At 71.0% G+C, this 26,883-nt stretch carries 28 protein-coding genes; 11 read left to right on the top strand and 17 right to left on the bottom strand.

Annotated features, from left to right (window positions below; all coding sequences use genetic code 11):
- Positions 1 to 63: 63 nt before the first annotated feature.
- The 5 genes from rbsD to G7Z13_RS12540 form a co-directional block, all read right to left on the bottom strand.
- A complete protein-coding gene (gene rbsD, locus G7Z13_RS12560; protein ID WP_165998765.1) occupies positions 64 to 453 on the bottom strand; it encodes a D-ribose pyranase in 390 nt (129 codons plus the stop codon).
- Positions 450 to 1,352, bottom strand: coding sequence for a ribokinase (locus tag G7Z13_RS12555; protein ID WP_165998764.1), 903 nt, complete (start codon positions 1,350 to 1,352; stop codon positions 450 to 452). The genes rbsD and G7Z13_RS12555 overlap by 4 nt, the downstream gene beginning before the upstream one ends.
- Before the next feature lie 63 nt (positions 1,353 to 1,415).
- Positions 1,416 to 3,368, bottom strand: coding sequence for a substrate-binding domain-containing protein (locus G7Z13_RS12550; protein ID WP_165998762.1), 1,953 nt, complete (start codon positions 3,366 to 3,368; stop codon positions 1,416 to 1,418).
- Positions 3,358 to 4,908 carry a sugar ABC transporter ATP-binding protein gene (locus G7Z13_RS12545; protein WP_165998760.1) on the bottom strand — a complete coding sequence of 517 codons (1,551 nt, stop codon included), beginning with the start codon at positions 4,906 to 4,908 and terminating at the stop codon, positions 3,358 to 3,360. The genes G7Z13_RS12550 and G7Z13_RS12545 overlap by 11 nt, the downstream gene beginning before the upstream one ends.
- Complete coding sequence (locus G7Z13_RS12540) at positions 4,905 to 5,948, bottom strand: LacI family DNA-binding transcriptional regulator (RefSeq protein WP_165998758.1); 1,044 nt, start codon at positions 5,946 to 5,948, stop codon at positions 4,905 to 4,907. Before G7Z13_RS12540 ends, G7Z13_RS12545 begins: the two co-directional genes overlap by 4 nt.
- A gap of 260 nt (positions 5,949 to 6,208) precedes the next feature.
- On the opposite strand from G7Z13_RS12540, the gene G7Z13_RS12535 reads away from it, so the two are divergent.
- Positions 6,209 to 6,577, top strand: coding sequence for a hypothetical protein (locus G7Z13_RS12535; RefSeq protein ID WP_165998756.1), 369 nt, complete (start codon positions 6,209 to 6,211; stop codon positions 6,575 to 6,577).
- A gap of 55 nt (positions 6,578 to 6,632) precedes the next feature.
- Here the strand turns inward: G7Z13_RS12535 and G7Z13_RS12530 are convergent, their stop codons facing one another.
- Positions 6,633 to 7,541: a hypothetical protein gene (locus tag G7Z13_RS12530; RefSeq protein ID WP_165998753.1), complete on the bottom strand. Its 909-nt coding sequence runs from the start codon at positions 7,539 to 7,541 to the stop codon at positions 6,633 to 6,635.
- Complete coding sequence (locus G7Z13_RS12525) at positions 7,541 to 7,951, bottom strand: ATP-binding protein (protein ID WP_165998751.1); 411 nt, start codon at positions 7,949 to 7,951, stop codon at positions 7,541 to 7,543. Before G7Z13_RS12525 ends, G7Z13_RS12530 begins: the two co-directional genes overlap by 1 nt.
- 227 nt (positions 7,952 to 8,178) lie before the next feature.
- Here G7Z13_RS12525 and G7Z13_RS12520 point away from each other — a divergent pair, with 227 nt between their 5' ends.
- From G7Z13_RS12520 to G7Z13_RS12505, 4 genes are all read left to right on the top strand, one after another.
- A complete protein-coding gene (locus G7Z13_RS12520; RefSeq protein ID WP_165998750.1) occupies positions 8,179 to 9,030 on the top strand; it encodes a helix-turn-helix transcriptional regulator in 852 nt (283 codons plus the stop codon).
- Positions 9,031 to 9,034: 4 nt separating this feature from the next.
- On the top strand, positions 9,035 to 9,232 hold the full coding sequence (locus G7Z13_RS12515) for a DUF397 domain-containing protein (protein ID WP_165998748.1): 198 nt from the start codon (positions 9,035 to 9,037) through the stop codon (positions 9,230 to 9,232).
- 39 nt (positions 9,233 to 9,271) lie between these two features.
- Complete coding sequence (locus G7Z13_RS12510) at positions 9,272 to 11,545, top strand: ATP-dependent RecD-like DNA helicase (RefSeq protein ID WP_165998746.1); 2,274 nt, start codon at positions 9,272 to 9,274, stop codon at positions 11,543 to 11,545.
- A gap of 244 nt (positions 11,546 to 11,789) precedes the next feature.
- On the top strand, positions 11,790 to 13,079 hold the full coding sequence (locus tag G7Z13_RS12505) for a citrate synthase (RefSeq protein ID WP_165998744.1): 1,290 nt from the start codon (positions 11,790 to 11,792) through the stop codon (positions 13,077 to 13,079).
- Positions 13,080 to 13,669: 590 nt separating this feature from the next.
- Here G7Z13_RS12505 and G7Z13_RS12500 read toward each other — a convergent pair.
- Positions 13,670 to 15,979: a heavy metal translocating P-type ATPase gene (locus G7Z13_RS12500; RefSeq protein ID WP_165998743.1), complete on the bottom strand. Its 2,310-nt coding sequence runs from the start codon at positions 15,977 to 15,979 to the stop codon at positions 13,670 to 13,672.
- Positions 15,980 to 16,067: 88 nt separating this feature from the next.
- Positions 16,068 to 16,307, bottom strand: a complete 240-nt coding sequence (locus tag G7Z13_RS12495; protein ID WP_165998741.1) for a heavy-metal-associated domain-containing protein — start codon at positions 16,305 to 16,307, stop codon at positions 16,068 to 16,070.
- A gap of 230 nt (positions 16,308 to 16,537) precedes the next feature.
- Here G7Z13_RS12495 and G7Z13_RS12490 point away from each other — a divergent pair, with 230 nt between their 5' ends.
- Positions 16,538 to 17,263: a chaplin gene (locus G7Z13_RS12490; protein WP_206313060.1), complete on the top strand. Its 726-nt coding sequence runs from the start codon at positions 16,538 to 16,540 to the stop codon at positions 17,261 to 17,263.
- Between the two features lie 250 nt (positions 17,264 to 17,513).
- Here the strand turns inward: G7Z13_RS12490 and G7Z13_RS12485 are convergent, their stop codons facing one another.
- Together G7Z13_RS12485 and G7Z13_RS12480 are read right to left on the bottom strand one after the other, a co-directional pair.
- The gene (locus G7Z13_RS12485; protein ID WP_165998738.1) at positions 17,514 to 17,789 is read right to left on the bottom strand and encodes a hypothetical protein; all 276 of its coding nucleotides are present in this window, start codon (positions 17,787 to 17,789) and stop codon (positions 17,514 to 17,516) included.
- Between the two features lie 70 nt (positions 17,790 to 17,859).
- Positions 17,860 to 18,441, bottom strand: a complete 582-nt coding sequence (locus G7Z13_RS12480; RefSeq protein ID WP_165998736.1) for a hypothetical protein — start codon at positions 18,439 to 18,441, stop codon at positions 17,860 to 17,862.
- 409 nt (positions 18,442 to 18,850) lie between these two features.
- On the opposite strand from G7Z13_RS12480, the gene G7Z13_RS12475 reads away from it, so the two are divergent.
- The 3 genes from G7Z13_RS12475 (at position 18,851) to G7Z13_RS12465 (ending at position 20,274) form a co-directional block, all read left to right on the top strand.
- Positions 18,851 to 19,351, top strand: coding sequence for a hypothetical protein (locus tag G7Z13_RS12475; protein ID WP_165998734.1), 501 nt, complete (start codon positions 18,851 to 18,853; stop codon positions 19,349 to 19,351).
- A gap of 214 nt (positions 19,352 to 19,565) precedes the next feature.
- The gene (locus tag G7Z13_RS12470; protein ID WP_165998732.1) at positions 19,566 to 19,841 is read left to right on the top strand and encodes a hypothetical protein; all 276 of its coding nucleotides are present in this window, start codon (positions 19,566 to 19,568) and stop codon (positions 19,839 to 19,841) included.
- Positions 19,842 to 20,001: 160 nt separating this feature from the next.
- Positions 20,002 to 20,274: a hypothetical protein gene (locus tag G7Z13_RS12465; RefSeq protein ID WP_165998731.1), complete on the top strand. Its 273-nt coding sequence runs from the start codon at positions 20,002 to 20,004 to the stop codon at positions 20,272 to 20,274.
- A gap of 274 nt (positions 20,275 to 20,548) precedes the next feature.
- On the opposite strand, the gene G7Z13_RS12460 is transcribed toward G7Z13_RS12465, so the two are convergent.
- From G7Z13_RS12460 to G7Z13_RS12435, 6 genes are all read right to left on the bottom strand, one after another.
- Complete coding sequence (locus G7Z13_RS12460) at positions 20,549 to 20,893, bottom strand: hypothetical protein (protein ID WP_165998729.1); 345 nt, start codon at positions 20,891 to 20,893, stop codon at positions 20,549 to 20,551.
- Positions 20,894 to 21,118: 225 nt separating this feature from the next.
- Entirely contained in the window at positions 21,119 to 21,535 is a 417-nt protein-coding gene (locus G7Z13_RS33340) for a hypothetical protein (protein ID WP_206313059.1), read from the bottom strand.
- A 186-nt stretch (positions 21,536 to 21,721) separates the two neighbouring features.
- Positions 21,722 to 22,039, bottom strand: coding sequence for a hypothetical protein (locus tag G7Z13_RS12450; protein WP_165998727.1), 318 nt, complete (start codon positions 22,037 to 22,039; stop codon positions 21,722 to 21,724).
- Between the two features lie 173 nt (positions 22,040 to 22,212).
- Positions 22,213 to 22,455 (bottom strand): hypothetical protein, encoded by a 243-nt coding sequence (locus G7Z13_RS12445; protein WP_165998726.1) that lies wholly within the window; start codon positions 22,453 to 22,455, stop codon positions 22,213 to 22,215.
- Positions 22,456 to 22,715: 260 nt separating this feature from the next.
- Positions 22,716 to 24,128, bottom strand: a complete 1,413-nt coding sequence (locus tag G7Z13_RS12440; RefSeq protein ID WP_165998724.1) for a condensation domain-containing protein — start codon at positions 24,126 to 24,128, stop codon at positions 22,716 to 22,718.
- A 221-nt stretch (positions 24,129 to 24,349) separates the two neighbouring features.
- Positions 24,350 to 24,550, bottom strand: coding sequence for a MerR family transcriptional regulator (locus tag G7Z13_RS12435; protein ID WP_165998722.1), 201 nt, complete (start codon positions 24,548 to 24,550; stop codon positions 24,350 to 24,352).
- A gap of 338 nt (positions 24,551 to 24,888) precedes the next feature.
- On the opposite strand from G7Z13_RS12435, the gene iolC reads away from it, so the two are divergent.
- Positions 24,889 to 25,839, top strand: a complete 951-nt coding sequence (gene iolC, locus G7Z13_RS12430; protein ID WP_165998720.1) for a 5-dehydro-2-deoxygluconokinase — start codon at positions 24,889 to 24,891, stop codon at positions 25,837 to 25,839.
- Positions 25,840 to 25,997: 158 nt separating this feature from the next.
- The gene (locus tag G7Z13_RS12425; RefSeq protein WP_240926482.1) at positions 25,998 to 26,882 is read left to right on the top strand and encodes a deoxyribose-phosphate aldolase; all 885 of its coding nucleotides are present in this window, start codon (positions 25,998 to 26,000) and stop codon (positions 26,880 to 26,882) included.
- The last annotated feature ends 1 nt before the right edge of the window (position 26,883 follow it).

Raw genomic sequence — 26,883 nt, 5'->3', positions numbered from 1 at the left:
GGGGGCCCGGTCGGTTCACGACCGGGCCCCCTCGAAGCGTCCGGGCATCCGCGGAACGGCGGCTCAGAAGAACACCCCGCACCGCAACAGCACGTTCGCGTACGGCCGCGCCTCCCCGGTCCGTACGACCAGCCGTGCGCCCGCCGACAGTTCCTTCAGCCGCTCGTGCGGGACCAGCGTCAGCTCGGGGAAGCAGCCGGCCAGCAACTCCGCCGCCGGCGGATTGGCGGCCCGCACCTCCGTCGCCGCCGTCGCGCCCTCCACGACCAGCTCGTCCAGCAGGCCCTCCAGCACCTCGGCGAAGGACGGCACCCCCGCCCGGAAGGCCAGGTCCACCACCCGGGGGCCGTCGGGGACCGGCATGCCGGCGTCGCAGACCAGCACCTCGTGGCCGTGGCCCAGTCCGGCCAGGGCACCGGCCAGCTGCCGGTTCAGGATCCCGGCCCTCCTCACAGCGCCGCGACCTCCGCCGCCGTCGGGTACGACTCCTGGGCGCCCGCGCGGGTGACGGCCGCCGCGCCGACCCGGGCCGCGTACGCCGCCGCGTCCGCGAGCGGTTCCCCGGACCCCAGCCGCCAGGCCAGCGCCGCCGTGAACGCGTCGCCCGCACCCGTGGTGTCCACCGCCTCGACCTTCACGGACGGCACCCGCGCCACTCCCTCCGCCGACGCCACCAGCGCACCCCGCGCGCCCAGAGTGACCACGACCGAACGGGGGCCCCTGGCGAGCAGCAGCCGCGCCCAGTCCTCGGGTACGTCGCTCACGCCCGGCTCGCCGAGCAGCACCCGCGCCTCGTGCTCGTTGACGATCAGCGGGTCGCAGGCCGCCAGCACCTCCTGCGGCAGCGGGCGCGGCGGGGACGGGTTGAGCACGAAACGGGTGCCCGGCGGCAGCGTCCGCACGACCTCCAGGACCGTCTCCAGCGGGATCTCCAGCTGGGCGGACACCACGCGGGAGGCGCGGAACAGTCCGCCCGCCGCGCGGACGTCGGCGGGGGAGAGCTTCCCGTTGGCGCCGGGCGACACCACGATGCTGTTGTCGCCGGACGGGTCGACGGTGATCAGCGCGACACCGGTCGGTGCGCCGCCCACCAGCACGCCCGCCGTGTCGACCCCGGCCGCCCGCTGCGCGTCCAGCAGCAGCCGGCCGTGCGCGTCGTCGCCGACCCGGGCCAGCAGCGCCGTACGGGCACCCAGCCGGGCCGCCGCGACGGCCTGGTTGGCGCCCTTGCCGCCCGGGTGCACCGCGAGGTCGGAGCCGAGCACCGTCTCGCCGGGGCCCGGCCGCCGCTCCACGCCGATCACCAGGTCGGCGTTGGCCGACCCCACGACCAGGAGGTCGTAGTCGTACATCAGTCGTCTCCCTGATAGCCGAACGGGGCGGGCGGTCCTGCGACCGCCCGCCCGGTCCGTGTGTCAGCCGCCGAAGCCGGCCACGTTCTCCTTCGTGACCACCTTCACCGGCACCTTCACCATCTGCTCGGTCTTCTCGCCCTCGGCCGCCCGCAGCGCGTTGTCCACCGCGATCCGGCCCAGTTCCCTCGGCTGCTGCGCGACCGAGGCGTACAGCGTGCCCGCCTCGACCGCCTTGAGCCCGTCCGGCGTGCCGTCGAAGCCGACCACCTGCACCGACGTGCCGGCCTTCGCGCCCAGCGCCTTGATCGCGCCGAGCGCCATCTCGTCGTTCTCGGCGAAGACGCCGTCGATGCCGGGGTGCGCCTGGAGCAGGTTCGTCATCACGTCCAGACCCTTGGTGCGGTCGAAGTCGGCCGGCTGCCGGGCGACGACCCGGATGCCCGGGTACTCCTTCAGCCCGGCCGCGAAGCCCGCGCCGCGCTCACGGCTGGCGGACGTGCCCGGCTGGCCCTGGAGGACGACGATCGTGCCCTTGCCGCCCAGCTTCTCGGCGAGCGCCCGCGCGCCCAGCCTGCCGCCCTCGACGTTGTCGGAGGCGACCAGCGCCGCCGTGTCCGCCTTGTTGACGCCCCGGTCGACGCCCACCACGGGGATGTCCGCCTGGTTCGCCGCGCGTACCGAGGGGCCCGCCGCGTCCGAGTCGACCGGGTTGACGATGATCGAGCCGACGCCCTCGCTGGTGAAGTTCTGCACCTGGTTGGCCTGCTGCGAGGCGTCGTTCTGGGCGTCGGTGACCGTCAGGTCCACGCCGAGCTTCCGCGCCCGCTCCTCGGCGCCGGCGCGGATCTGCACGAAGAAGGGGTTGTTGAGGGTCGACAGGGACAGGCCGATCTTCTCCGTGCGCGCCGCCGGGGAGCCGCCGTGCAGGAGGGAGGTGGCGCCGACCACGGCTGCCGCGACCACGGCCGCGAGGAGGTACGTCACCGCCTGCCGGCCCTTGCCGCCGCTCCCCGCGGTCACCGGCGTCGCCCCGGCCTTGCGCCGCACCGTGTCCAGCAGCACCGCCAGCGCGATCACCACACCGATCACGACCTGCTGCCAGAACGCCGACACCGACAGCAGGTTGAGGCCGTTGCGCAGCACCGCCAGGATCAGCGCGCCGATCAGCGTGCCGGAGGCCTTGCCCGTGCCGCCCGCCAGCGAGGCGCCGCCGATGACGACCGCCGCGATGGCGTCCAGCTCGTAGCCCTGCGCGGCCTGCGGTTGCGCGGAGGAGAGCCGGGAGGCGAGCACGATGCCGGCCGCCGCCGCGAACAGCCCGGACAGGGCGTAGATCGCGAGCTTCTGCCGCTTCACCCGCAGCCCCGACAGCCGGGCCGCCTCCTCGTTGCCGCCGATCGCGTACATCGAACGCCCGAGGTACGTCCGGCCCAGCACGAACGCCGTCAGCAGCCCCATCACGACCATGACCAGCACCGGCACCGGCAGCCAGCCGCCCAGCGTGTCCCCGAGGTGCGAGACGGACTCCGGGAAGGCGATCGGGGAGCCCTGCGAGATCACCAGGGACAGACCGCGCGCCACCGACAGCATGGCCAGCGTGGCGATGAACGGCGGGAGTTTGCCGTACGAGATGAGGAATCCGTTGACCAGGCCGCAGACGATGCCGGTGGCGACCGCCAGGACCACGGCCAGCGCGACCGGGACGCCCTCGCTCGTCGCGCTCCAGGCGAGGACCGTCGCGGACAGCGCGGCGACCGACCCCACCGACAGGTCGATGCCCGCCGAGACGATGACGAAGGTGACGCCGAAGGCGAGGATCGCGGTGACCGCCGCCTGGACGCCGATGTTCAGCAGGTTGTCCGTCGTCAGGAAGTCACCGGACAGCGCGGACAGGGCGACGACGAGGACGATCAGCGCGGTGAGGGCGCCGTTGTCGAGCAGGAGGCGGCGCAGGCCGCCCGGGGCGGAGGCGCCGCCCGCGCCCGGTGTGTTCTTGAGCGTGTCAGTGGCCACGGGAGGCCTCCGTTTCCGTGGAAGTGGCGGGGGTGCCGGTGGGGGCGCCGGCGGGGGTGCCGACGGCGAGCGCCATGACGGCGTCCTGGGTGGCTTGTCCGGCGGGGAGTTCGCCGGCGATCCGGCCCTGGGCCATGACCAGGACGCGGTCGCTCATCCCCAGGACCTCCGGCAGATCACTGGAGATCATCAGGACGGCGGCGCCGGCGGCCGTCAGCTCGTTGATCAGCTGGTAGATCTCGACCTTGGCGCCGACGTCGATCCCGCGGGTCGGCTCGTCGAGGATCAGCACCCTGGTGTCGGCGAGCAGCCACTTGCCGATGACGACCTTCTGCTGGTTGCCGCCGGACAGCGTGCGCACGTGCTGCCCGAGGCCCGCCATGCGCACGCCGAGCTGCCGGGCGATCCGCTCGGCGGCCGAGCGCTGCCCCTTCAGGTCGACGAGCCCCGCGCGGGTGGCCTTGCGCAGGGTGACCAGCCCCAGGTTCTCCTCGACGGAGGCGTCCAGCACCAGCCCCTGGCCCTTGCGGTCCTCGGGCACGAGCCCGATGCCGGCCGCCATGGCGGCGTTCACGTCGTGCCGCCGCAGCCGCGTGCCCGCGACCTTCACCGCGCCCTCGTCGTAGGGGTCGGCCCCGAACACGGCCCGGACGACCTCGGTGCGACCGGCGCCCACCAGCCCCGCGACGCCGACGACCTCACCGGCCCGCACCTCGAAGCTGACGTCGTGGAAGACACCGTCGCGGGTGAGCCCTTCCACCGACAGCAGCGCGGGTCCGGGCTGCGTACGCTCCCGCGGGTACTGCTGCTCGATGGACCGCCCCACCATGAGCCGGACCAGCTCGTCCTCGGGGGTGGAGGCGGGCACCTCGCCCACACTGCGTCCGTCCCGGATGACGGTCACCCGGTCCCCGAGGGCGGCGATCTCCTCCAGGTGGTGGGTGATGAAGACGACGCCGACGCCGTCCGCGCGCAGGGAGCGCACGATGGCGAACAGCTTCTCGACCTCTTCGCTGGTCAGCACGGCGGTCGGCTCGTCCATGACCAGCACGCGGGCGTCCAGGCTGAGCGCCTTCGCGATCTCGACCATCTGGAGCCGGGCGACGCCGAGTTCACGGACCCGCGCGCGGGGGGACACGTCGACGCCGACGCGCTCCAGCAGCACGGCGGCCTCGGCTTCCATCCGCTTGCGGTCGATCATCCCGAAGCGCCGGGGCTGACGCCCGAGGAAGATGTTCTCGGCGACGGTCAGATCGGGGACGAGGTTGAACTCCTGGTAGATGGTGGCGATCCCGAGCCGCTCGGAGTCCTGCGCACCGTTGATGCGCACCTCCTCGCCGCCGACCAGGATCCGCCCGGCGTCGGGCCGGTAGGCGCCGGAGAGCATCTTGATGAGGGTGCTCTTGCCGGCGCCGTTCTCGCCGAGCAGCACGTGCACCTCGCCCCGGCGCAGCGCGAAGTCGACGCCGTCCAGCGCGACCACGCCCGGGAAGGTCTTGCGGATGCCCTCGATGCGCAGCAGTTCGTCCGGGTCGCTCACGGCGTGCTCCTGTCGTTCTCGGATGCCTCGGATGCCTCGGGGGTCCCGGGCGTCTCGCCGCACGAGCGGCGCACGACGAGCCGGGCGGGCAGCGTCACGGACCGCGGGGCACGCCCCTCGATCCGGTCCACCAGGGCCCGTACGGCGGCCCGGCCCAGCTCGCCCGTGGGCTGGGCGATCGCGGTGACCGGCGGATCGGTGTGCACGAACCACGGGATGTCGTCGAACGCGGCGAGCCCGATGTCCTCGGGCACCCGCAGCCCGCGCGCCCGGACGGCGTCCAGGGCGCCGAGCGCCATGAGGTTGTCGGCGGCGAAGACGACCTCGGGCGGCTCGGGCAGGTCGAGGAACCCCTCGGTGACCCGCCGCCCGCTCTCGGCCTGGAAGTCGCCCTGGCCGGTGTACGCGGCGGGCAGTGGCAGCCCGTACTCCGCCAGGGCCTCCCGGAAGGCGGCCACGCGCTCGCTGCCGGTGGTGGTCGCCGCGGGCCCCGCGATGATGGCGAGCCGCCGGTGCCCGAGCCCGTACAGATGCGCGACGAGATCCCGCACGGCACCCCGCCCGTCCGCGCGCACCACGGGCACGTCCACACCGGGAATCCACCGGTCGACGAACACCATGGGCGTCCCGGCCCGCGCGGCGTCCAGCATCAACGGCGACCCGCCGTCGGTGGGGGACACGAGAAGCCCGTCGATACGCCGGTCGAGCAGCGTCCGCACGTGATGGTCCTGGAGGTCGGGCCGCTCGTCGGCGTTGCCGATGATGACGCTGTAGCCGAGCGCGCGGGCCTCCTCCTCGACGGAGCGGGCCAGCTCGGTGAAGTAAGGATTCAGCACGTCGCTGATGACCAGGCCCAGGGTGCGGGTCTGGTCCGTCCGCAAGGACCGGGCGACGGCGTTCGGCCGGTACCCCAGGGCCTCGACGGCGGCCAGCACGCGCGCGCGGGTCTCGGCGCTCACGGACGGGTGCTCGTTCAGCACCCGCGAGACCGTGGCGGCGGAGACACCGGCCTCGGCGGCGACGTCCTTGATGCTCGCCATCGCCTGCTCCCACCTCCTCGTGAAAGCTCATGGAATCGATTACATCGACCTGCACGGAGGAGTGAAATCGATTCCACGCCTCCTGTTCAACCCCTCTGCGGGGGGCCGAGACCACATCGTGATGAACGCCGCTCAGATGAGCACGCGCGAGGTCGCGCAGGCGGACGCCCGGGACCACGCTGGAACCAGAACGGAAGAACGACGTCGCGAGGCCCTTGAGCTGCAGCTTCGGCGAAGCGGGGACCGGAGACGGAGGAGCCATGACGTCAGCGACCCGTGACGAGGTCCCCGTCGCCCTCGAAGGCGACGGCCTCGAACTGCGCCTGAAGCCGATCGGCGGCGGCCTGTCCGTCGGCTACCTCACCCTCCCCCGGGGCACGGACATGGGCCCCGCCCTCAAGGGCCTGCCCGACGACGCCTGCCAGTGCCCGCACTGGGGCTACGTCCTCAAGGGCCGCATCCGTATGCGCACGGCCGAGGGCGAGCGCACTTACGAGGCGGGCCAGGCGTACTACTGGTCACCGGGCCACGTCCCGCTGATCGAGGAGGACACGGAACTGGTCGAGTTCTCCCCGACGGAGGAGTTCGAGAGGGTCATCGACCACGTGCTGTCCCGGGCCGGAGCCTGAGCCCCGGACGACTGCGAAGGTGACCGTGGGCCGCTGAGTGCCCACGGTCACCCGGTTACTCCGCTGTGAACAGCTCCGCCGCGTCCGCGGCGTGTACGGCTCGCTGGGCCCAGACCTGCAACTGGTCGAGGTCCGTGCAGGCGGCGACCCGTTCCCGGACGGCGTGGGGCACCGGGATGCCGCGCCACTCGAGGATGCGCAGCACCATCTGGCGCCGGTCCTCGATACGGCCCTCTTCCCGGCCCTCTTCCCGGCCCTCTTCACGTCCTTCCTCGCGCACCTGCTCGGCCAGCGGGTGGCGCCAGAAGTACTGGATCGCCGTCATCAGGTCCCTCCACATCTGCTTCGCCTGGGGGTCGGCCAGGCACGAGTCGACGAACTGCACGAAGACCGCGGCACTGTCGGAGTCGATGGTCCGCAGGGCGGAAGCCAGCGATTCCAGTATGGCGGGGGCCTGCGGGCCACGCCCGTGTGTCATGGCCGAGAGCACCGCAAGGGGTACGTCCCGCTCGGCCTGCCGCTCGTCCGCGATCACCGGCACGTTGTCCGGGCCCAGCACGAGCGGCCGTACGGTCAGCGAGTTCCAGCCTGGAAAGCCGAACCGGATGGGCTGCGAAGCCCACTTCGCCGTGGCACTGCTCTGGGTGATGACGATGAGCACCGGCTCACACCGGTACTTCTCGTACAGGTAGGACAGGTAGTAGGGCCAGCTGCCCCGTTTGCGCTCGTCCGCCTTCCCCTGTGACTCGACCACGAGCAGGTACGTGCCCTCGTCCGTCTCCGCCCGCAGCAGCGTGTCGACCCGGCGTTCGACCGGTTCGATCTCCGTCAGGTCCACGTTCAGCGCGGCGATCTCCCGAGGCTCGGGAAAGGGGACGTGCAGCACCCGCTGTAACGCCCGCGTCAGCAAGGCCGGGTCCTTTTGGAAGATCCGGTGCAGCGCCTCATGCGACGATCCCACCACTACGCGGCCTCCAGCTCGCACCACACGTACTTTCCCCGGTTGCCGAATCTGGACAACGGCTGCCACCCCCACAGGTCCGAGCAGGCCCGCACCAGCGCGAGCCCTCGCCCTTCCTCCAACTCGGTCGCCCGCTCGAAGGTGACGGGCGGTTCGGGTGGCTCGGGGTCCGCGTCCCACGCCCCGATCCGCAGCGTGCGGGGCGGCGACCACCGCACCCGCAGCGCGGCCGGCCCCTTGGTGTGCCGTACGGCGTTGGAGACCAGCTCGGCGGCCAGCAGTTCGGCGACGTCGACGAGGCTGATCAGGCCGTGCATGGTGAGGATCAGGCGCAGGGTGCGGCGGCTGATGGTGACGGCGCGGAGGTCGTTGGGGATGTAGAGGGAGTACTCCCAGGCTTCGTTTCCGGGCATGCGTCAACTCCGTTGGTTCGGTGGGGAGTCATGTAAGGGCTCGTGGTGTCGTTGCCGCAGCCGTCACGGCAGGACGGAGCGGTGCGCTTCCGGTGCCCCGGCGTTTCGCACTGTGTGCGTCGCGTCACTGACGGTAGGGCCATAATTTGGGACGGTGCAAGTCGTTGTCGTAACCTGCCGCTCGAACGAGGCACTGCCCCCACGTAGTTGGGAGCTAGGAGGAAGTCATGCCGCGCAGGCGCCAGCCCACCGCTCGGCAGGAGCGCTTAGGCGCCGAGCTGCGCAAACTACGTGAGGCTGCCGGACTCAAGGGGCGTGAAGCGGCAGCGCTGCTCGGGACGGACTCGGCTCAGGTGAGTCAGATCGAGTTCGGGACGGCGGGTGTCAGCGAGGAGCGTGTCCGGCGACTGGCGGCTCACTACTCCTGCACGGACACGGAGTTGATCGAGGCGCTGGTGGCGATGGCCACGGACGGAACCCACGGTTGGTGGGAGGAGTACCGGGGTCACCTTCCCACGTCATTCCTCGACCTCGCCGAGCTGGAACACCACGCCTCTTACCGGTGGGACGCGGACTTCCTGCACGTTCCCGGCCTTCTGCAGAACGAGAGCTATGCCCGGGCGCTCTTCTCGTACGTGAACCCTGAGTTCCCCGAGGAGGAGGTAGAGCGCAGGGTGGAGCACCGGATGAAGCGCAAGGTCATCATCGAGCGCTCGGCACCGATCCCGTACAATGCCGTGATTCACGAGGCGGCGCTGCGCATCCGGGTTGGCGACCGCTCCGCAGCGCGGTCCCAGCTCGCTCGTGTTCTGGAGATTTCGGAAGCCTCCCATGTCACCGTGCGCGTCATCCCCTTCGACCTCGACAACTTCGGTGGAGCCGGCAGCGCCATGGTGTACGCGGGTGGCCCCGTGCCCCAGTTGGACACTGTGGTGCGCGACGGCCCGCATGGCACATCGTTCATCGATGCCCAGGCCCAACTCGACCGCTTTCGAACGCTCTTCCGTAGGCTGGAGGAAGTGTCACTTGACCCGGGACGGTCGCGTGACTTCATCCACAGGTTGGCGAAGGAGCTGTGAGTCGATGACCACCCCCGGTAACTGGCGGAAGTCCTCCTACTCCGGCGGCGGCGAGGGCAACGCTTGCGTGGAGATCGCCACCACCCCCACCCACATAGCTATTCGCGACTCCAAAACCCCGGCGGCAGCCCACCTCACCTTCCCCACCACCGCGTTCGCCCCCTTCCTCGCGGCGCTCAAGGAGCAGCACCCCCACCGCTGACGGCCACCCGCTGTCACACCCCCCGGGTACCGTCGGATCATGTCCAACCAGACGGCTGCTGCCCCGCAGGGAGAGCGGCGACTCGCCGTTCTCGAAGGTGTGCTGGAGCGGATCACGTACGCCAATGAGGAGAACGGCTACACGGTCGCCCGCGTCGACACGGGCAGAGGCGGCGGAGACCTGCTGACGGTCGTCGGCGCGCTGCTCGGTGCGCAGGTGGGGGAGTCCCTGCGGATGGAGGGGCGCTGGGGGTCACACCCCCAGTACGGCAAGCAGTTCCACGTGGAGAACTACACCACCGTCCTGCCGGCCACGGTCCAGGGCATCCGCCGGTATCTGGGCTCCGGGCTGGTCAAGGGCATCGGCCCGGTCTTCGCGGACCGCATCACGCAGCACTTCGGGACCGACACCCTGAGGATCATCGAGGAGGAGCCGAAGCGGCTCATCGAGGTCCCCGGGCTCGGGCCCAAGCGGACGAAGAAGATCGCCGACGCCTGGGAGGAGCAGAAGGCGATCAAGGAGGTGATGCTGTTCCTCCAGACCGTGGAGGTCTCCACCTCCATCGCCGTGCGGATCTACAAGAAGTACGGCGACGCGTCCATCGCGGTCGTGAAGAACCAGCCGTACCGCCTCGCCGCCGACGTCTGGGGCATCGGCTTCCTCACCGCCGACAAGATCGCCCGGTCCGTCGGCATCCCGCACGACAGCCCGGAGCGGGTCAAGGCGGGCTTGCAGTACGCGTTGTCGCAGTCCGCCGACCAGGGGCACTGCTACCTCCCGGAGGAGCGGCTGATCGCGGACGCGGTCAAGCTGCTCCAGGTGGACACCGGGCTCGTCATCGAGTGCCTCGCCGAGCTGGCGCGGCCGCCGGAGGACGGGGGCGATCCGGGGGTCGTACGGGAGAAGGTGCCCGGCCCGGAGGGCGACGGCGACGAGCCCGTCACCGCCGTCTACCTCGTCCCCTTCCACCGCGCCGAAGTCGCCCTCGCCGCCCAGCTGCAGCGCCTCCTGCGCACCGAGCAGGACCGGATGCCCGGCTTCCGGGACGTCGACTGGGCCAAGGCCCTCGGCTGGCTGAGGACCCGTACGGGCGCCGACCTCGCGCCCGAGCAGGAGGCCGCCGTCAAGCTGGCGCTGACCGAGAAGGTCGCCGTGCTGACCGGCGGGCCCGGCTGCGGCAAGTCGTTCACCGTGCGGTCCATCGTGGAGCTGGCCCGCGCCAAGCGGGCCAAGGTGCTGCTCGCCGCGCCGACCGGCCGCGCGGCGAAACGGCTCGCCGAGCTGACCGGCGCGGAGGCCTCCACCGTCCACCGGCTGCTGGAGCTGAAGCCCGGCGGGGACGCGGCGTACGACAAGGACCGCCCCCTCGACGCCGACCTCGTCGTCGTGGACGAGGCGTCCATGCTGGACCTCCTCCTCGCCAACAAGCTGGTCAAAGCCGTTCCCCCCGGTGCCCACCTGCTGTTCGTCGGGGACGTCGACCAGCTCCCGAGCGTCGGCGCGGGCGAGGTGCTGCGCGATCTGCTCGCCGACGGCAGCCCGCTGCCCGCCGTACGGCTCACCCGCGTCTTCCGGCAGGCCCAGCAGTCCGGCGTCGTCACCAACGCCCACCGCATCAACGCCGGACAGCACCCCCTCACCGACGGCCTGAAGGACTTCTTCCTCTTCGTCGAGGACGACACCGAGGCCGCCGGACGGCTCGCCGTCGACGTCGCGGCCCGCCGTATCCCGGCCAGGTTCGGGCTCGACCCGCGCCGGGACGTGCAGGTGCTCGCCCCGATGCACCGGGGACCGGCCGGCGCGGGCACCCTCAACGGGCTCCTCCAGCAGGCCATCACGCCCGGTCGGCCCGATCTGCCGGAGAAGAGGTTCGGCGGACGCGTTTTCCGGGTCGGCGACAAGGTCACACAGATCCGCAACAACTACGAGAAAGGGAAGAACGGTGTCTTCAACGGCACCGTGGGCGTGGTCACCGCGCTCGACCCGGTCGACCAGCGCCTGACGGTGCTGACGGACGAGGACGAGGAGGTGCCGTACGACTTCGACGAGCTGGACGAGCTGGCGCACGCCTACGCGGTGACCATCCACCGCTCGCAGGGCAGTGAGTACCCGGCCGTGGTGATCCCGGTCACCACCGGCGCCTGGATGATGCTCCAGCGCAATCTCCTCTACACGGCGGTCACCCGCGCCAAGCGGCTCGTCGTCCTGGTCGGCTCGCGCAAGGCGATCGGGCAGGCGGTGCGCACGGTGTCGGCCGGACGGCGCTGCACGGCGCTGGACTTCCGCCTCTCCGGGGGCCGGCCGGCGGCGTGAGGCCGGGGCGCACCGGGACGGTGTCCGTGAGCGCGACGGAAAAATGATCGATCAAACGAGTCGTAAACGTCACACAGCCCTTCCGGAAGGGGAATCAAGGGGGCAGGATGAGCAAGTTGGCGGCACTGAGTGCCGCCGATAAGCCCAATGGTCGACCCCGAGTGCACTCTCCTGAGCCAAATGGGGGATGGTAGAGACAGTCAGGGCACCTCGAAGATGAGGCACTACGTCGGTGAGGGAAGACGTGAGCGACAACTCTGTAGTACTGCGGTACGACGGTAACGAGTACACCTACCCGGTGATCGACAGCACCGTCGGGGACAAGGGCTTCGACATCGGCAAGCTCCGCGCCCAGACCGGGCTCGTGACCCTGGACAGCGGTTACGGCAACACCGCCGCCTATAAATCCGCCATCACCTACCTCGACGGCGAGCAGGGCATCCTCCGGTACCGCGGCTACCCGATCGAGCAGCTGGCCGAGCGCTCCACCTTCCTGGAGGTGGCCTACCTGCTGATCAACGGTGAACTGCCGACCGTCGACCAGCTCGCCGCGTTCAAGGACGACATCACCCGGCACACCCTGCTGCACGAGGACGTCAAGAACTTCTACCGCGGCTTCCCGCGGGACGCCCACCCGATGGCGATGCTGTCCTCGGTGGTCTCCGCGCTGTCCACCTTCTACCAGGACAGCCACAACCCGTTCGACGAGCAGCAGCGCAACCTCTCCACGATCCGGCTGCTCGCCAAGCTGCCGACGATCGCGGCGTACGCGTACAAGAAGTCGGTCGGCCACCCGTTCGTCTACCCGCGCAACGACCTGGGCTACGTGGAGAACTTCCTGCGCATGACCTTCTCGGTCCCGGCGCAGGAGTACGAGCTGGACCCGATCGTGGTCTCGGCGCTGGACAAGCTGCTGATCCTGCACGCCGACCACGAGCAGAACTGTTCGACCTCCACGGTCCGCCTCGTCGGCTCCTCGCAGGCGAACATGTTCGCGTCGATCTCCGCCGGCATCAACGCGCTGTGGGGCCCGCTGCACGGCGGTGCCAACCAGTCGGTGCTGGAGATGCTGGAGGGCATCCGCGACGCGGGCGGCGACGTCGACTCCTTCATCCGCAAGGTGAAGAACAAGGAGGACGGCGTCCGCCTGATGGGCTTCGGCCACCGGGTCTACAAGAACTTCGACCCGCGCGCCAAGATCATCAAGGCCGCCGCGCACGATGTGCTGTCCGCGCTCGGCAAGACCGACGAGCTGCTGGACATCGCGCTGAAGCTGGAGGAGCACGCGCTTTCCGACGACTACTTCACCGAGCGCAAGCTCTACCCGAACGTCGACTTCTACACCGGCCTGATCTACCGGGCCATGGGCTTCCCGACCGAGATGTTCACGGTCCTCTTCGCCCTCGGCCGCCTGCCGGGCTGGATCGCCCAGTGGCACGAGATGATCAAGGAGCCCGGCTCCCGCATCGGCCGCCCGCGCCAGATCTACACGGGCGTCGTCCAGCGCGACTTCGTCCCGGTCGAGGAGCGCTAGCCGCCGCCGCTGAGCCCAGCGGTCTCCAGGCCCCGTACCCCGCAGGGTGCGGGGCCTTCCTGTGCGCGCGGACAGGCGTACGGGCGCGGGCGGGGCGGCGGGACGGCGGGGAAAAGCGGAAGGCGCCCCGGTGCACCGGTCCCCCCACGGGCCGGCGACCAGGGCGCCTTCCCATGTCCCGGTGCGGATTCCCCCCACGGGATCCGGCCGGGCGTCTGAGAGACCAGCGCCTGAATCGCTGTGAGCACAATGAGCAAAACTCACCGCACTCGGGTGTTGCGTGTTCACCTGTGATGTGCTGACTGCGGTCTGCCGGGACAGCGCACGCTGGGAGGGCCGCTCAAAGCTTCCCGGTGTACGTGCCCCGGCAACGCATCTCCGGAGAGGTCCCCCAAGACATCCCCGGATGCCAGTCGACGCCCCCAAGACGCCTTCTGACATCGCCAACTTAGACCGTCGAACCCCTTCGATGGTTACGTTCACATCACTGTGATCTGCGTCTCTTGCATATGTCCCAAAAGATGCACAAGAGGCCCGATACGACGAACGGGGCTCAAGCGTAAGGATGATGCGCGAGCCTTGTGAAGAGCTTATGTGAGGCTTGCGCCGGATTGAAGGGGGGTCTCGCGGAACGTCCGCAACCGCAAGCTGTTCGTGACCACGAAGACCGAGGAGAACGCCATCGCCGCCCCCGCGATCATCGGGTTCAGCAGCCCCGCCGCGGCCAGCGGCAGCGCGGCCACGTTGTAGCCGAACGCCCAGACGAGATTGCCCTTGATGGTGGCGAGGGTGCGGCGGGAGAGGCGGATGGCGTCCGCCGCGACCCGCAGGTCGCCGCGCACGAGCGTCAGGTCGCCGGCCTCGATCGCCGCGTCGGTCCCGGTGCCCAGGGCGAGCCCGAGGTCGGCCCGGGCGAGCGCGGCCGCGTCGTTGACGCCGTCGCCGACCATCGCGACCGTACGGCCCTCGGCCTGGAGCCGCTCGACGACCGCCACCTTGTCCTCGGGCAGCACCTCGGCGATCACCTCGTCGATGCCGACCTCGGCGGCCACCGCCTCGGCGACCGTCCGGTTGTCGCCGGTCAGCAGCACCGGCGTGAGCCCGAGGGCGCGCAGTTCGCGCACCGCCTCCGCGCTGGTCTCCTTCACGGCGTCCGCGACCGCGAGCACCCCGCGCGCGGCCCCGTCCCAGCCCACCACGACGGCCGTACGGCCCGCGCGCTCGGCCCGCTCGCGGGCCGCGGCCAGCTCCGGGGGCAGGGTGTCGAAGAGGCGGCCCACGGCCACCTCGTGACCCTCCACGCGCCCGCGTACGCCCATGCCGGGCACGTTCTCGAACCGCTCGGCCTCCGGCAGCTCCCCGGCCCGCTCCGCGGCACCCGCGGCCACCGCGCGGGCGACGGGGTGCTCGGAGGCGTGCTCCAGGGCGCCCGCGAGCCGCAGCACCTGCTTCTCGTCGGCGCCCTCGGCGGCGTACACCTCCTGGAGGGTCATCCGGCCGGTGGTGACGGTGCCGGTCTTGTCGAGGACGACGGTGTCGACGCGGCGGGTGGACTCCAGGACCTCGGGTCCCTTGATGAGGATGCCGAGCTGGGCGCCGCGCCCGGTGCCGACGAGCAGCGCGGTCGGCGTGGCCAGGCCCAGCGCGCACGGGCAGGCGATGATCAGCACGGCGACGGCGGCGGTGAACGCGGCCACGGTGTCGCCGGTGGCGCCCAGCCAGCCGCCGAAGGTGACGGCCGCGATCAGCAGCACCACGGGCACGAAGACCGCGGCGACCCGGTCGGCGAGCCGCTGCACCCGCGCCTTGCCGTTCTGCGCGTCCTCGACCAGCCTGGCCATCCGGGCGAGCCGGGTGTCGGCGCCGATCCGGGTGGCCTCCACGACCAGGCGGCCGGCGGCGTTCACGGTGGCGCCCGTGACGGCGTCCCCGACGGTGACGTCCACCGGCACGGACTCGCCGGTCAGCATGGAGACGTCCACCGCGGAACTGCCCTCGACCACGGTGCCGTCGGTGGCGATCTTCTCCCCGGGCCGTACGACGAACCGGTCGCCCACCGCCAGCTGCCCGACCGGGATCCGCACCTCGCGCCCCGCGCGCAGCACGGCCACGTCCTTGGCGCCCAGCTCCATCAGGGCGCGCAGCGCGGCACCCGCGCGGCGCTTGGCGCGGGCCTCCAGATAGCGGCCGAGCAGCAGGAACGCGGTGACGCCGGCGGCGACCTCCAGGTAGATGGCGGAGGTGCCGTCGGCGCGGCTGACGGTGAGGTCGAAGCCGTGCCGCATGCCGGGCATGCCCGCGTCGCCGAAGAACAGCGCCCACACGGACCAGCCGAACGCGGCCAGCGTGCCGACCGACACCAGGGTGTCCATGGTGGAGGCGGCGTGCCGCGCGTTGGTCCAGGCGGCTTGGTGGAAGGGCAGCCCGCCCCAGACGACGACGGGCGCGGCGAGCGTGAGGGAGAGCCACTGCCAGTTGTCGAACTGCAGGGCGGGGACCATCGCGAGCAGCACGACGGGGACGGCGAGGACGGCGGAGACGACGAGTCGTTGCCGCAGGGCGGCGAGGTGCGGGTCCGCCGCGTCCGGGTCCTCGGGCCGTAGGTCCTCGGTGGCGGGGGCCGGGGCGGGTGGTGGGGGTTCCTCCGCGGTGTAGCCGGTCCTCTCGACGGTGGCGATCAGGTCGGCGACCTCGGTCCCGGCGGGGTAGGTGACCTTGGCCTTCTCGGTGGCGAAGTTCACCGTGGCGGTGACCCCGTCCATCCGGTTGAGCTTCTTCTCGACGCGGGCGGCGCAGGCCGCGCAGGTCATGCCGCCGATCAGCAGCTCGACCTGCGAGGTCGCGGGCGCGTCCACGGGTGTGTCCGTGGGGGTGCCGGCGGGTGTGTCAGTGGTGGTCATGTCCGGGCTCCAGACGACGGACCGGACCGTACGCCCCCATTGTCGGTGGTGTACGGCCCGGTGTCGGCGGTCGTGGCTTCGTTGCGGCTCAGGCGCGGCCGACCAGCTCGTAGCCGGCCTCGTCGACGGCGGCGCGCACGGCCTCCTCGTCCAGCGGGGCTTCGGAGACGACGGTGACCTCGCCCTTGGCGGCGACGGCCTGCACCGACGTCACGCCGGGCAGCCGGCCGAGTTCGGCGGAGACCGAGCCCTCGCAGTGTCCGCAGCTCATGCCGGTCACCTGGTAGACGGTGGTGACGGAACCCTGGGTGTCGGTCTGGGCGCTCATGTCGTTACTCCTCGTCGAGGCGTATGGGGCCGGTGGGGGCTCGGGGGCACCCCACGCATTCCACGCTATACCCCTAGGGGGTATCAGTTCAACTCCGGCACCGCTCCGCGCCGGGCAAACGAGCCCAAACTGGAGCAACTGGCGGCCGGCATGCCATAACTCCGGATGGCCCACCTCCGTTTTATGGGTGCGGGTGAGTGCCCGCGAGAAGTCAGGAAGGCAGGAAACCCATGAGACGGACTACCCGAAACGGTGTGATCGCCGTCGCCGCCGCCTCCGGCGCGATGGCCGTGGCGTTCCCGGTGTCCGCCGCCTTCGCGGCCGACGGGGCCGCCGCCGACGGTACGGCGGCCGGCTCGCCCGGGGTGCTCTCCGGCAACTCCCTCCAGGTGCCGGTGCACGTGCCGGTGAACGTCTGCGGCAACACCGTCAACGTCGTGGGGCTGCTCAACCCGGCCGCGGGCAACACCTGTGTGAACGGCGGTGCCGCGAAGGCCGACGGCAAGGAGAAGAGCGACGCGGCCAAGACCGGCGGCGGGTCGGCCACGTCCGGTGGGGCCTCGGCGCACGGAGTCACCGAGGGTTCCCCCGGCGTGCTGTCGGGCAACAACCTCCAGCTCCCGATCGACGTGCCGGTGAACGTCTCCGGGAACAGCGTCAACGTGGTCGGCGTAGGCAACCCGGCCGTCGGCAACGAGTCGGTCAACGGCTCCGGCGACCATGCGATCTCGCACACCGCGGTCCCGAAGCCCCGGGCTCCCAAGCCCCCGGCCACCCCCGACCGGTCCCACGTCGAGCCGCACGCCCCGCACACCTCCTACACCCCGCACGCGATGGCGCCCTCGCTCGCCCACACCGGAGCGGACCTCACGGCCCCCGCTCTCGCGGGCAGTCTCGCGCTCATCGTCACGGGCGGGATCCTGTACCGTCGCTTCAACCCGACCCGCACCCGCTGACCGGGATCGGAGCCGCAGCACACACCGGTCCGGCATGACCGGTCCGGACGCGTCACGGGCCCCGGGAGACACTCCCTGTCTCCCGGGGCCCGATGCGTTGTGTCCTGCGCCCGCTCGAGGGCCGAGGCCCTCCTTCGGCGTCACGTCCACGAAGCGGCACGCGCCCGGCCTTCAGCCCGACCGCACGAAGGGCACGCACGGATCGGGATGATCTGTGCGTGCCCTGTGCCGAGGGCGGCGAGGCGGGCGGTCAGAAGGCCCGGTTGCTGCAACCCATCTCGGAACCGAGCTCGCTCTGTTGCGCACCCGGGTTGCCCTCACCGTTGAGCAGGTTGCCCGCCAGGCCGGTGAGGACACCGAGGCTGCCGATCACCTCGATGTTCATGTCGTGCGAACGGCACTCGATGCCCTGCGTGATGTCGAAGTCGTGGCCCGGCTCACCGTGTGCGAAGGCGGTGCCGGTGCCGAGGGAGCCGACACTGCCGAGGAGGGCGCCCATGAGGACTGCCTTGTGAAACGTGCGCATGGTTTCTCCGTTGGTTGAGCGGTCGATCTGCACGAGATCGATTCGGTATGGCAGACGTGCGGGGAGGCCGTCAGCCGAGTCGGGGGAGTCCCAGCTGGCCGACCGGAGGCGCGGCGACCTGCCCGAGGCCGACCGGAGCCAGCTCCGGCACGCTCCCCGGGGTGACATGCGGGTTGACCAGCGGGTTGATCTGCGGGTTCACCTGGGGGTTCACCTGCGGGGCGACGGACATCGGAGGCTCCGGGCCGAACGCCTGGGGCACGGCCACCTGCGGGGCGACCTGCGGCATGACCTGAGGCATGACCTGCGGCACCACCTGCGCCGGTTGCGCGGGGGCCGCCTGCACGGGCTGCGCGGGAGCCGCCTGCACGGGCTGCGCGGGAGCCGCCTGCTGGGGATACGGCGTGGTGGAAGCCTGCGCCGTTCCCTGCGACGTGGCCGTGGCGGCGGCGTAGCCCGTCTGCTGCTGCGGCTGGGCCGGCTGAGGAGCGGGCGCCACGGGTGCGGCCTGGGGAGCCGGGTACTCGGGAGCCGGCGCCGGAGCCGGACTGCCGGATCCGGCCGGAGCGTCGGCATGGCTGACGCCGACGCCGATGACGGACAGACCGCCGGCCGCCGCTACAAAGAGCGCGGCCTTGTGAAGCTTGCGCATGGAACCCTCGGCCCTTCGATACCTGAAACACTGCATTCAGTGCGGTGACGCGTGCGGCCGGTGCGGTAGTCGAACTGCACGGTCGGCAGCGGTAATCGCCGCATTGCACGCGGACTCGCGTCGGAGGCGGCAGCGAATCCCTCGGACCTGTTCGGATCGAAGGCCGCTGCCCTTTCCCCGTTGGAACGAGAAATTTCTCGCCGTGGTAACGGTCCTGAGAAGCCGTCACCCATTTGCCGTCCGGCGCGGCGCCCCGTTCCTCTCACGCCCCTGCGGCAATCGGGTGACCCCCCGTGTGGCGGCCGTATCTGAGCCCGCGCCCGTCTCGTTCCCCACGGAGTCGAGCGGCGTTACTCCGTCGCCGCATTCCACCAGTTCCGTCCACAGGTCAAGAAGGGCCGAGGATCCCATGCGCAAGCTTCAGCAAGTCGCGCTCGTCGTCGCAGCAGCCGGCGGTCTGTCCGCCGTCGGTGCCGGCCCCAGCTCCGCCGCCACCCCCGTCGCGCACAACGGGGGCGCGCCGTCTCCCGTTTCGCAGCCGGACGCCCAGGCCGCCTCGGCCTCCTCCTCGCAGGCGACCGCGCAGACCTACGGCTCGCTGACCCCCCGGCAGGCGGCCCCGCAGCAGCCTGCCCCGCAGCGCGGCACCCAGGTCGCCCCCCAGATCAACCCGCAGCTGAATCCGCAGGTCAGCCCGCAGCTCACGCCGCAGGCCCCGCAGTCGCAGCAGGGCGGCCCGGTGTACCAGAACAACCTGTTCCGGCCGTACCAGGAGTGCAGCCCGCAGACCTTGCTCGACGCGAACGTCCCGGTCGCCCTGCTTGCCGCGGCCGAGACGCGAGGCGTCGACTGCACCCAGGCCAACAGCCAGGCCAACTCCCTCGCCGGCGCGACGGCCATGCGCCAGTAGTCCTCCGCACGGCCGCAGCACCGGCACCGGACACGGGCCCTCGGTATCGCACCGACGAGTCCGTGCGCATGTGTTACGGCGTTCGGGTGCTTCTGCTTCCGAGTCGCGAACACGGCGCGTCCTTGTCCGTTTTGCAAGCCTTTGTACTAGTCTCTCGTAACTGTAAGAAGTCGATCTGCTTCAGATCGCACGGACTCACTCCATCGGAGAAGACATGCGCAAGCTTCGCAACGTTGCTGTTCTGGTGGCCGCGCTCGGCACCATCGGGATGGTGGGCGGCACGGCCCACGCGAACGACGGCAAGGACGGCGACAAGTTCAGCATCACGCAGAGCACCGAGTGCAAGTCGCACGACCTGAACCTGGACATCCTCGGCAACGTCGGCATCCTCAACGGCCTGCTGGGCAACGCGCTGAACGGCGAGGGCAACCCGGGCGCCCAGTCCACCGAGCTCGGCTCGACCATGGGCTGCAACAACAGCGCCTTCTAAGAGCCTGTTCGGCGCACAGGCGCTGAAACAACGCATGGTCCCGGCACCGGGTATCGGGTAGGTGCCGGGGCCATCCGCATGAACCACCCGTGCGGTCCTCATGACCGCATGAACCGCGATTCCGGACGCATCGCGTCCACCTCACCTCACTGGAGATGACATGCGCAAGCTTCGCACGGCCGCCGTCCTCGTCGCGGCACTCGGCAGCGTCGGGCTCCTGGGCGCGGGCGCTGCCCACGCCGGCACGGGCGGCGACGAGTTCCAGATCAAGCAGAGCAGCGTGTGTAAGTCGCACGACGCCAACGTCGACGTCCTCGGCAACGTCGGCATCCTCAACGGCCTGGGTGGCAACCTGCTGAACGGCGAGGGCAACCCGGGTGCCCAGCTGACCGAGCTCGGCTCGACCATGGGCTGCAACAACAGCGCCTTCTAAGAGCCTGTTCGGCGCACAGGCGCTGAAACAACGCATGGTCCCGGCACCGGGTATCGGGTAGGTGCCGGGGCCATCCGCGTGCACCACCCGTGCGGTCCTCATGACCGCACGGGTGGTGATCCTCAGTGACTTCGCGTGAGGCGACTGCCTTTCCCGGTGTCCGGCACATGCGCCGGGCGCCGGGAATTTCCGTTTTCCCGCGACGGACCACCGCGGAGGAAACAGCGATGCCGGGCCGGGATCTGTCCCGGCCCGGCATGTGCCGGACGTTTTCTCAGCGCTTGACGCTCGGCTTCTTGAATCCCTCGGGCAGTTCCACCCTGTTGGAGCACTCGACGTTCTCCCCGACGCTGACCGAGCCGCCGTCCGTCGGCCGCTCCTCCGGGAGCACCACGTGCGGCCGGTCGACCACCGTGCAGCTCTGCTCCTGCTTGATGGTGTACGTGCCGTCCTTCTCGACGAGGGTCTCGCTCTCACGGACGCAGACGGTGCCCCCCTGTGCCGTGATCCGGCATTCGGCCGGGTCTCCGACCGCGTACGCGTGTCCGGCACCGGCGCACACCATGGCGAGACTTCCTACGAGTCCCGAGACGGTGACGATCTTCTGCAGAGTCAACATGTGCTGCTTTCCTTTACGACGGAGGCCCGGGCGCCTGTGCCGACGATCGGCGTGCGCCCGGGCCCGAGAAGGTCGAAACAGTGCATCCTGCGCCTGGCTGCGTGCGGAGGCGGGATGGCGGCAGCCCGGACGTGTGCTGTCTGATCGCCGCACGTCCGGGCTGTCCTCACCGCCGGCGTCACTCGACGCGCCCTGGGCGCCGAGGGACGGACCGTCGGTAAGTCGTTACTCGCCCTGGTATCCGGCGTACTGCGGCCCCTCCGGCTGGGCCTGCGGCTGGGCGACCGGCTGGCCTTCCGGCTGGGCGACCGGCTGGCCTTCGGGCTGAGCCTGCGGCTCGGCCGCGGGCAGGATGACCGGCTGGGCCTGCGGCTGGGCGACCGGCTGGGCCTGCGGCTGGGCGATGGGCTGGGCGACCGGCTGGGCCTGCGGCTGGGCGACCGGCTGGAGCTCGGGGTGGTGGGCCTGCGGCTGAGCGTAGAAACCGCCGCCGACGGCGACGGCGTTCGCCGACGAGTTGGCCACGGCGACGACCGCCGGAGCCGCGTCGTGCCCTTCGTAGGCGAAACCGACACCGGCACCGAGGCCGGACAGCCCCATGACCGTCGCCGCTACGACTGCCGCGCGCTGAAACGTACGCATATTTGACCCTTTCTCATCCAGGTTGACCACCTGGGTCGACTACTGAACGTGAGCCTATACATACGTGGGGTAGTAACTCCGGTATCTACACCCCCATGTCGCAACGGCCCCTCCTATGTCGTACGGGCGCGCGGCGGCGGAGAGCGGACGACTCCGGTCGTGGCGTCCGGAGGGGTGGGTCTGGGGCTACGGCCTGTCGTCGACCGTTCCGAGTACGCGCCCAGTCTCCGGGGAGCAGGTCACCCTGGGGCCGACTCGCATCGTGCCGCCGCCCGGGGTGACGGGCAGTGTCACGGGCTCCACCGGCCGGCAGGTCTCCTGGTGGGGGATGGTGCCGCCCTCGGGAATGACGCCCGTGATCCGCTGGACGCAGGTGATGTTGCCCTGTGCGTCTCGTGTGCAGGTGCCCGGATTCCCGGCGTGTGCCTGGGTGATGCCGGTGCAGGCCAGGACCAGGCCACCGACGAGGCCCGAGAGGGCCGCGGCCTTTCTCGTGCTGAACATGTGATGCGCTTCCCTCTGTAGGGTGCCCGGACCCTCCGGGCACCGCGCGCCCGGACGTCGCCGTGCCGGGCCCGTTTCGGACGCCCGGGCGGCCGGTCGGCCGAACGGGGCCCTTCAAGCCGTGGCTCGAAGGGCCCCGTTCCGGGCGTCGCGCGCGAATGGCGCTGTGGAACTCAGCCGTTGAAGGCGTCGTTGTACTGGTCGCAGGTGGTGTCCAGGGTGCCGGCGAGGCCGAGCACTCCGATCGGGATGTTGTTCTCGACCACCGTCTGCGGGCTGCACTCCTGGTACGGGCGGAAGAGGTTGGCTACCTGCGGCCCCTCGTCGGAGGTGCCGGCGGTGGCGGTGCCGGCGCCGATGGCCGACAGTCCGCCGGCGGCCACTGCTGCGATCACGACCTGCTGAAGCTTGCGCATGGAACCCTCGGTTCTTCGCTCGTCAAGACGAGTCTGTTGCCTAGCGTTACTGCACGAACACTATCAGTAAGGGGCGGGTTGCTTCATGTCGGACATCTGTGTCGTGAGAGTGGCAAGAGGTGTCGGATGTGTCGATCAGTCGCGAAATGGCGTTCCAAACGCCGCAGTTGCGGTGCGGCGCGTGCCGTCGCGTGTCGGGCGGCGGTGTCGGGTGCGGGGTGACGCCGCCACCAACACGGGGGAGCCGGCGAACAGTTGTCTCAGGAGAAGGTCGGCTCCGAGGTCCGGAGACGGTCGCGGGCCGGTGCGGAGGCGATCAGGTCCCGCAGTCCCTCGACGTACAGCCGTACGTTCCGGTAGGCGACGTCGGTGTCCGGGTAGCGGCAGGCGAGCCACAAGCCTTCGTGGAGCCGGTTGACCCAGACGCACACCTGATCGCCGTACGACACCCGGATCAGCCCGTACGCCTTCTTCTCGGCCCAGCGGGCCGCGCCCGGAATGAGGCGGGCGTCGACGTACGAGACGATCGAGTGCATGTCGGGTGATGTCGGACGGAAGTCCGAACCGAGCAGGCGCAGGACGCGCGCCAGCGGGATGCGGGCCAGTGACCGGTTGGCCCGCAGTTCCGAGCGGACGGCGGTGAGCGCGCTGCCGAAGTCCCGCGTCGCGGGCACCTCGATCGGTGCGCCGCCCACGTACCAGCCCACGGAATCCGACCAGGCGGACTTCAGCCGGGTGTGGAACGGGACGACCGTGCGGTAGTAGGGCTGCCCGCCGAGTTCGTGCACGATCAGGCTGGTCGCGGCGAGGATGCCCACGAGGCTGCCGCCGTAGGGCCGGCAGTGCTCCTCGAACGCGGCGGCCGCGTCCGCGTCGAGCAGCGGCTCGCACATCAGCTTCTGGGTGGGCAGCACACCACCGGGTTGCAGACCGAGGTCGACGGGGAACTGCGGAAGCCGCCCGTCGCACCGGCGGATGAACTCACGCCAGCGCGCCACGATGGTGTGCGTGTCGTCGATCCCGTCGGCGTCCGCCCGCTCCTGGTGGCAGAAGTCGACGTAACTCCCCACGGGCGGGCCGGCGACGGGCCGGCCCGTGACGCCCGCCAGGTAGAGGTCGTGGATCTCCTGCGGGATGCGCTGCAGGGAGTAGGCATCGACGTTGGTGTGGTCGAAGGCCATGTACACACTGGTGGATTCGTCCCGCAGGACCGCCGCGTAGATGAGGTTCGGCCAGTCGAGCGCGTCCGCCGCGACGTCGAACCGGTCCTGCAGGTACCGGATCAGCGTGTCCGCGTCGGTGAAGTCGCCGACCTCCTCGCGCTGCAGGGACACGTCCTTCTCCGCGAGCGTGAACCGGTGCATGTCGTCGCCGACCCACCGGAAGCCGCTGCGCAGCGTCTCGTGGCGCAAGGTCCACTCGCGCAGGGCCCGTTCCAGCGCGCCGAGGTCGGCGCGGCCCGGCAGGTCGAACGCCGTGCCCAGCCAGGTCGGGACGAACAGCCCGTCGTCACGTACCGATCGGGCCGTTCTCACGTGCGACTCTTGGATGTACGCGGGCGGCCGCGGGTCGGGTGGCAGCACTGCCGCCGCCGCGATGGTCGCCGGGCTGAACGTCCACTCGACGAGCCGTCCGGGCCGGACCTCGCAGCGCTGAATGTCAGAAATTCGCACAGTGGCGTCTCCTTCGCAGAAGACACCAGCTTGATCAAGGGTGGGCCGCGCGCGGTCGGTGGGCGCTGTGTCGCCGGTTTTTCAGCGTGATGTGTGATGCCTCGAACGACGAAGCGATCCACCACCGGCGGTGACCGGACGCCGTGTCCGCCGTCGGGTGTCGGGATCGCGTCGCCCTGCCCGGGGCGCGCAGGTGAAGCCGGCCGCCGGCGGGGCGGCGATCAGCTGTCTCTGCGTGGGCGGTTGCCGGGCCGGGAGGCGACCCAGGCGCGGATGGTGTCGGAGTACCAGTACGGCTTGCCGGCCTCGACGTGGTCGGGCGGGGGCAGCAGTCCGTGCTTGCGGTAGGACCGCACGGTGTCCGGCTGCACTCGGATGTGCGCCGCGATGTCCTTGTAGGACCAGAGCCTTCGGTCGGTCATGGGGGTGCACCTCCCTGCGCGCACCGCGGCGGAGACCGGGACGGCCGCCGGGGGGACCGGGCGCTGCGCTGGCATCACCAATGCTGTGCTCGATGAACGACGGCGAGTGACACCGCGTGGCCGCTTGTCGACCAGGTGTGACCGCGGGCTCGCGCAGGTGCGACATGTGTGACAGGGAGGAGGTATTTGTGACGCATTGGACATAAACGGTGACGAGGGGATCGCGGGCCGGGCGGACCACGGCTCCGGTTGGCTGGTCCGAATGTCTGGACAAACTATTGACAGGGCTCGGTGCGCGGGGCTAGAAAGCCGGGGAGAGCCACGACGAAGGGAAGCCGATGGCCTACGACCTGATCACCATGGGGCGGATCGGAGTGGACCTGTACCCGCTGCAGACCGGTGTCCCGCTCGCCCAGGTGTCGTCGTTCGGCAAGTTCCTCGGCGGGTCGGCGACGAACGTCGCGGTCGCCGCAGCCCGGCTCGGCCGGCACACCGCCGTGGTCACCCGCACCGGCGACGACCCGTTCGGCACCTACCTCCACCAGGCGCTGCGCGACTTCGGCGTGGACGACCGCTGGGTCACCGCCGTGCCCGGACTGCCCACCCCGGTCACCTTCTGCGAGGTGTTCCCGCCGGACGACTTCCCGCTGTACTTCTACCGGCAGCCCAAGGCCCCCGACCTGGAGATCGACGCCCACGAACTCGACCTCGACGCCCTGCGCGACGCCCGGATCTTCTGGGTGACCGGCACCGGCCTGAGCGAGGAGCCCAGCCGTACGGCGACCCTCGCCGCCCTCGCCCACCGCGCCAGGGCGGCCACCACCGTCTTCGACCTGGACTGGCGGCCCATGTTCTGGCAGGACCCCGACGCCGCCCGCCCCTTCTACGCGGAGGCGCTGAAACACACCACCGTCGCCGTCGGCAACCTCGACGAGGTGCGGGTCGCCACCGGCGTGCGCGAGCCGCGTGCCGCCGCCCGTGCCCTGCTGGACGCCGGGGTCGAGCTGGCCGTCGTCAAGCAGGGGCCCAAGGGTGTCCTCGCCGTCGACCGGCAGGGTGATGTCGCCGAGATCCCGCCGCTGCCGGTGAAGGTCCTCAACGGCCTCGGCGCCGGTGACGCCTTCGGCGGCGCCCTCTGCCACGGCCTGCTCGCGGGCTGGGACCTGGAGCGGATCATGCGGTACGCCAACGCCGCCGGCGCGATCGTCGCCTCCCGCCTGGAGTGCTCCTCCGCGATGCCGGTACCGGACGAGATCGAGGCGGCGCTGAGCGCGGGGGCGGTGCTGTGAGGGCGGGCCGGGTGACGGGCGCTCGCCACGAGGAGGGCGCCTTCGCGGCGTCCGCAGCGTCCGGGGCGCTTGAGGCATCCGGGGCGACCGCGGCGACCGAAGCCCCCGCCGTCGCGAAGGGCATCCCCACCGCCGGCGAAGGCACCCCCACCGCCGGCATCCCCGCCATCGACGTCCCCGAGCTGGTCCGCCTCCGCACCCACCACCCCGAGGCAGTCGCCGAGGCCGCCGCCCGCCGCACCCGCCGGCCCCTGCTCAAGGACACCGGCCGCCTGATGATCGTGGCCGCCGACCATCCGGCGCGCGGCGCGCTCGGCGTGGGCGACCGCAAGCTCGCCATGGCCAACCGCGCCGACCTGCTGGGCCGCCTGTGCCTGGCGCTCGGCCGCCCCGGCGTGGACGGCGTCCTCGCTACCGCCGACATCCTCGACGACCTGCTCCTGCTCGGCGCGCTCGACGGCAAGGTCGTCATGGGCTCGATGAACCGCGGCGGCCTCCAGGGCGCCCGCTTCGAACTCGACGACCGCTTCACCGGCCACCGCCCCGAGGACATCCAGCGGCTCGGCTTCGACGCCGGGAAACTGCTGCTGCGCATCGACTACGACGACCCGGGCTCCCTCACCACCCTGGAGTCCGCCGCCCGCGCCATCGACGAGATGGCGGCCCGCCGGCTTCCGGTGTTCGTCGAGCCGTTCATCAGCCGTCGCGACCCGGACGGACGGCTGCGCAACGATCTGTCCGCCGAGGCCGTGACCCGCTCCATCGCCATCGCCTCGGGCCTGGGCGGCAGTTCGGCCTACACCTGGCTGAAGGTCCCGGTCACCGAGAACCCCGGCGACATGGACCGGGTCATGGCCACCTCCACCCTCCCGGCGGTGCTGCTGGGCGGTGAGGTGGGGGACGATCAGGACGGCGCGTACGAGAAGTGGCACGCCGCGCTCCAACTGCCCACCGTGCGCGGCCTGGTGGTGGGCCGGTCGCTGCTCTACCCGGCGGACGGCGACGTGGCCGCCGCCGTGGACACCGCCGTAGGACTGCTGTGAG

Source organism: Streptomyces sp. JB150 (genome assembly GCF_011193355.1).
Classification (GTDB): Bacteria; Actinomycetota; Actinomycetes; order Streptomycetales; family Streptomycetaceae; genus Streptomyces.
This window is presented reverse-complemented; position numbering and strand designations above follow the sequence as displayed.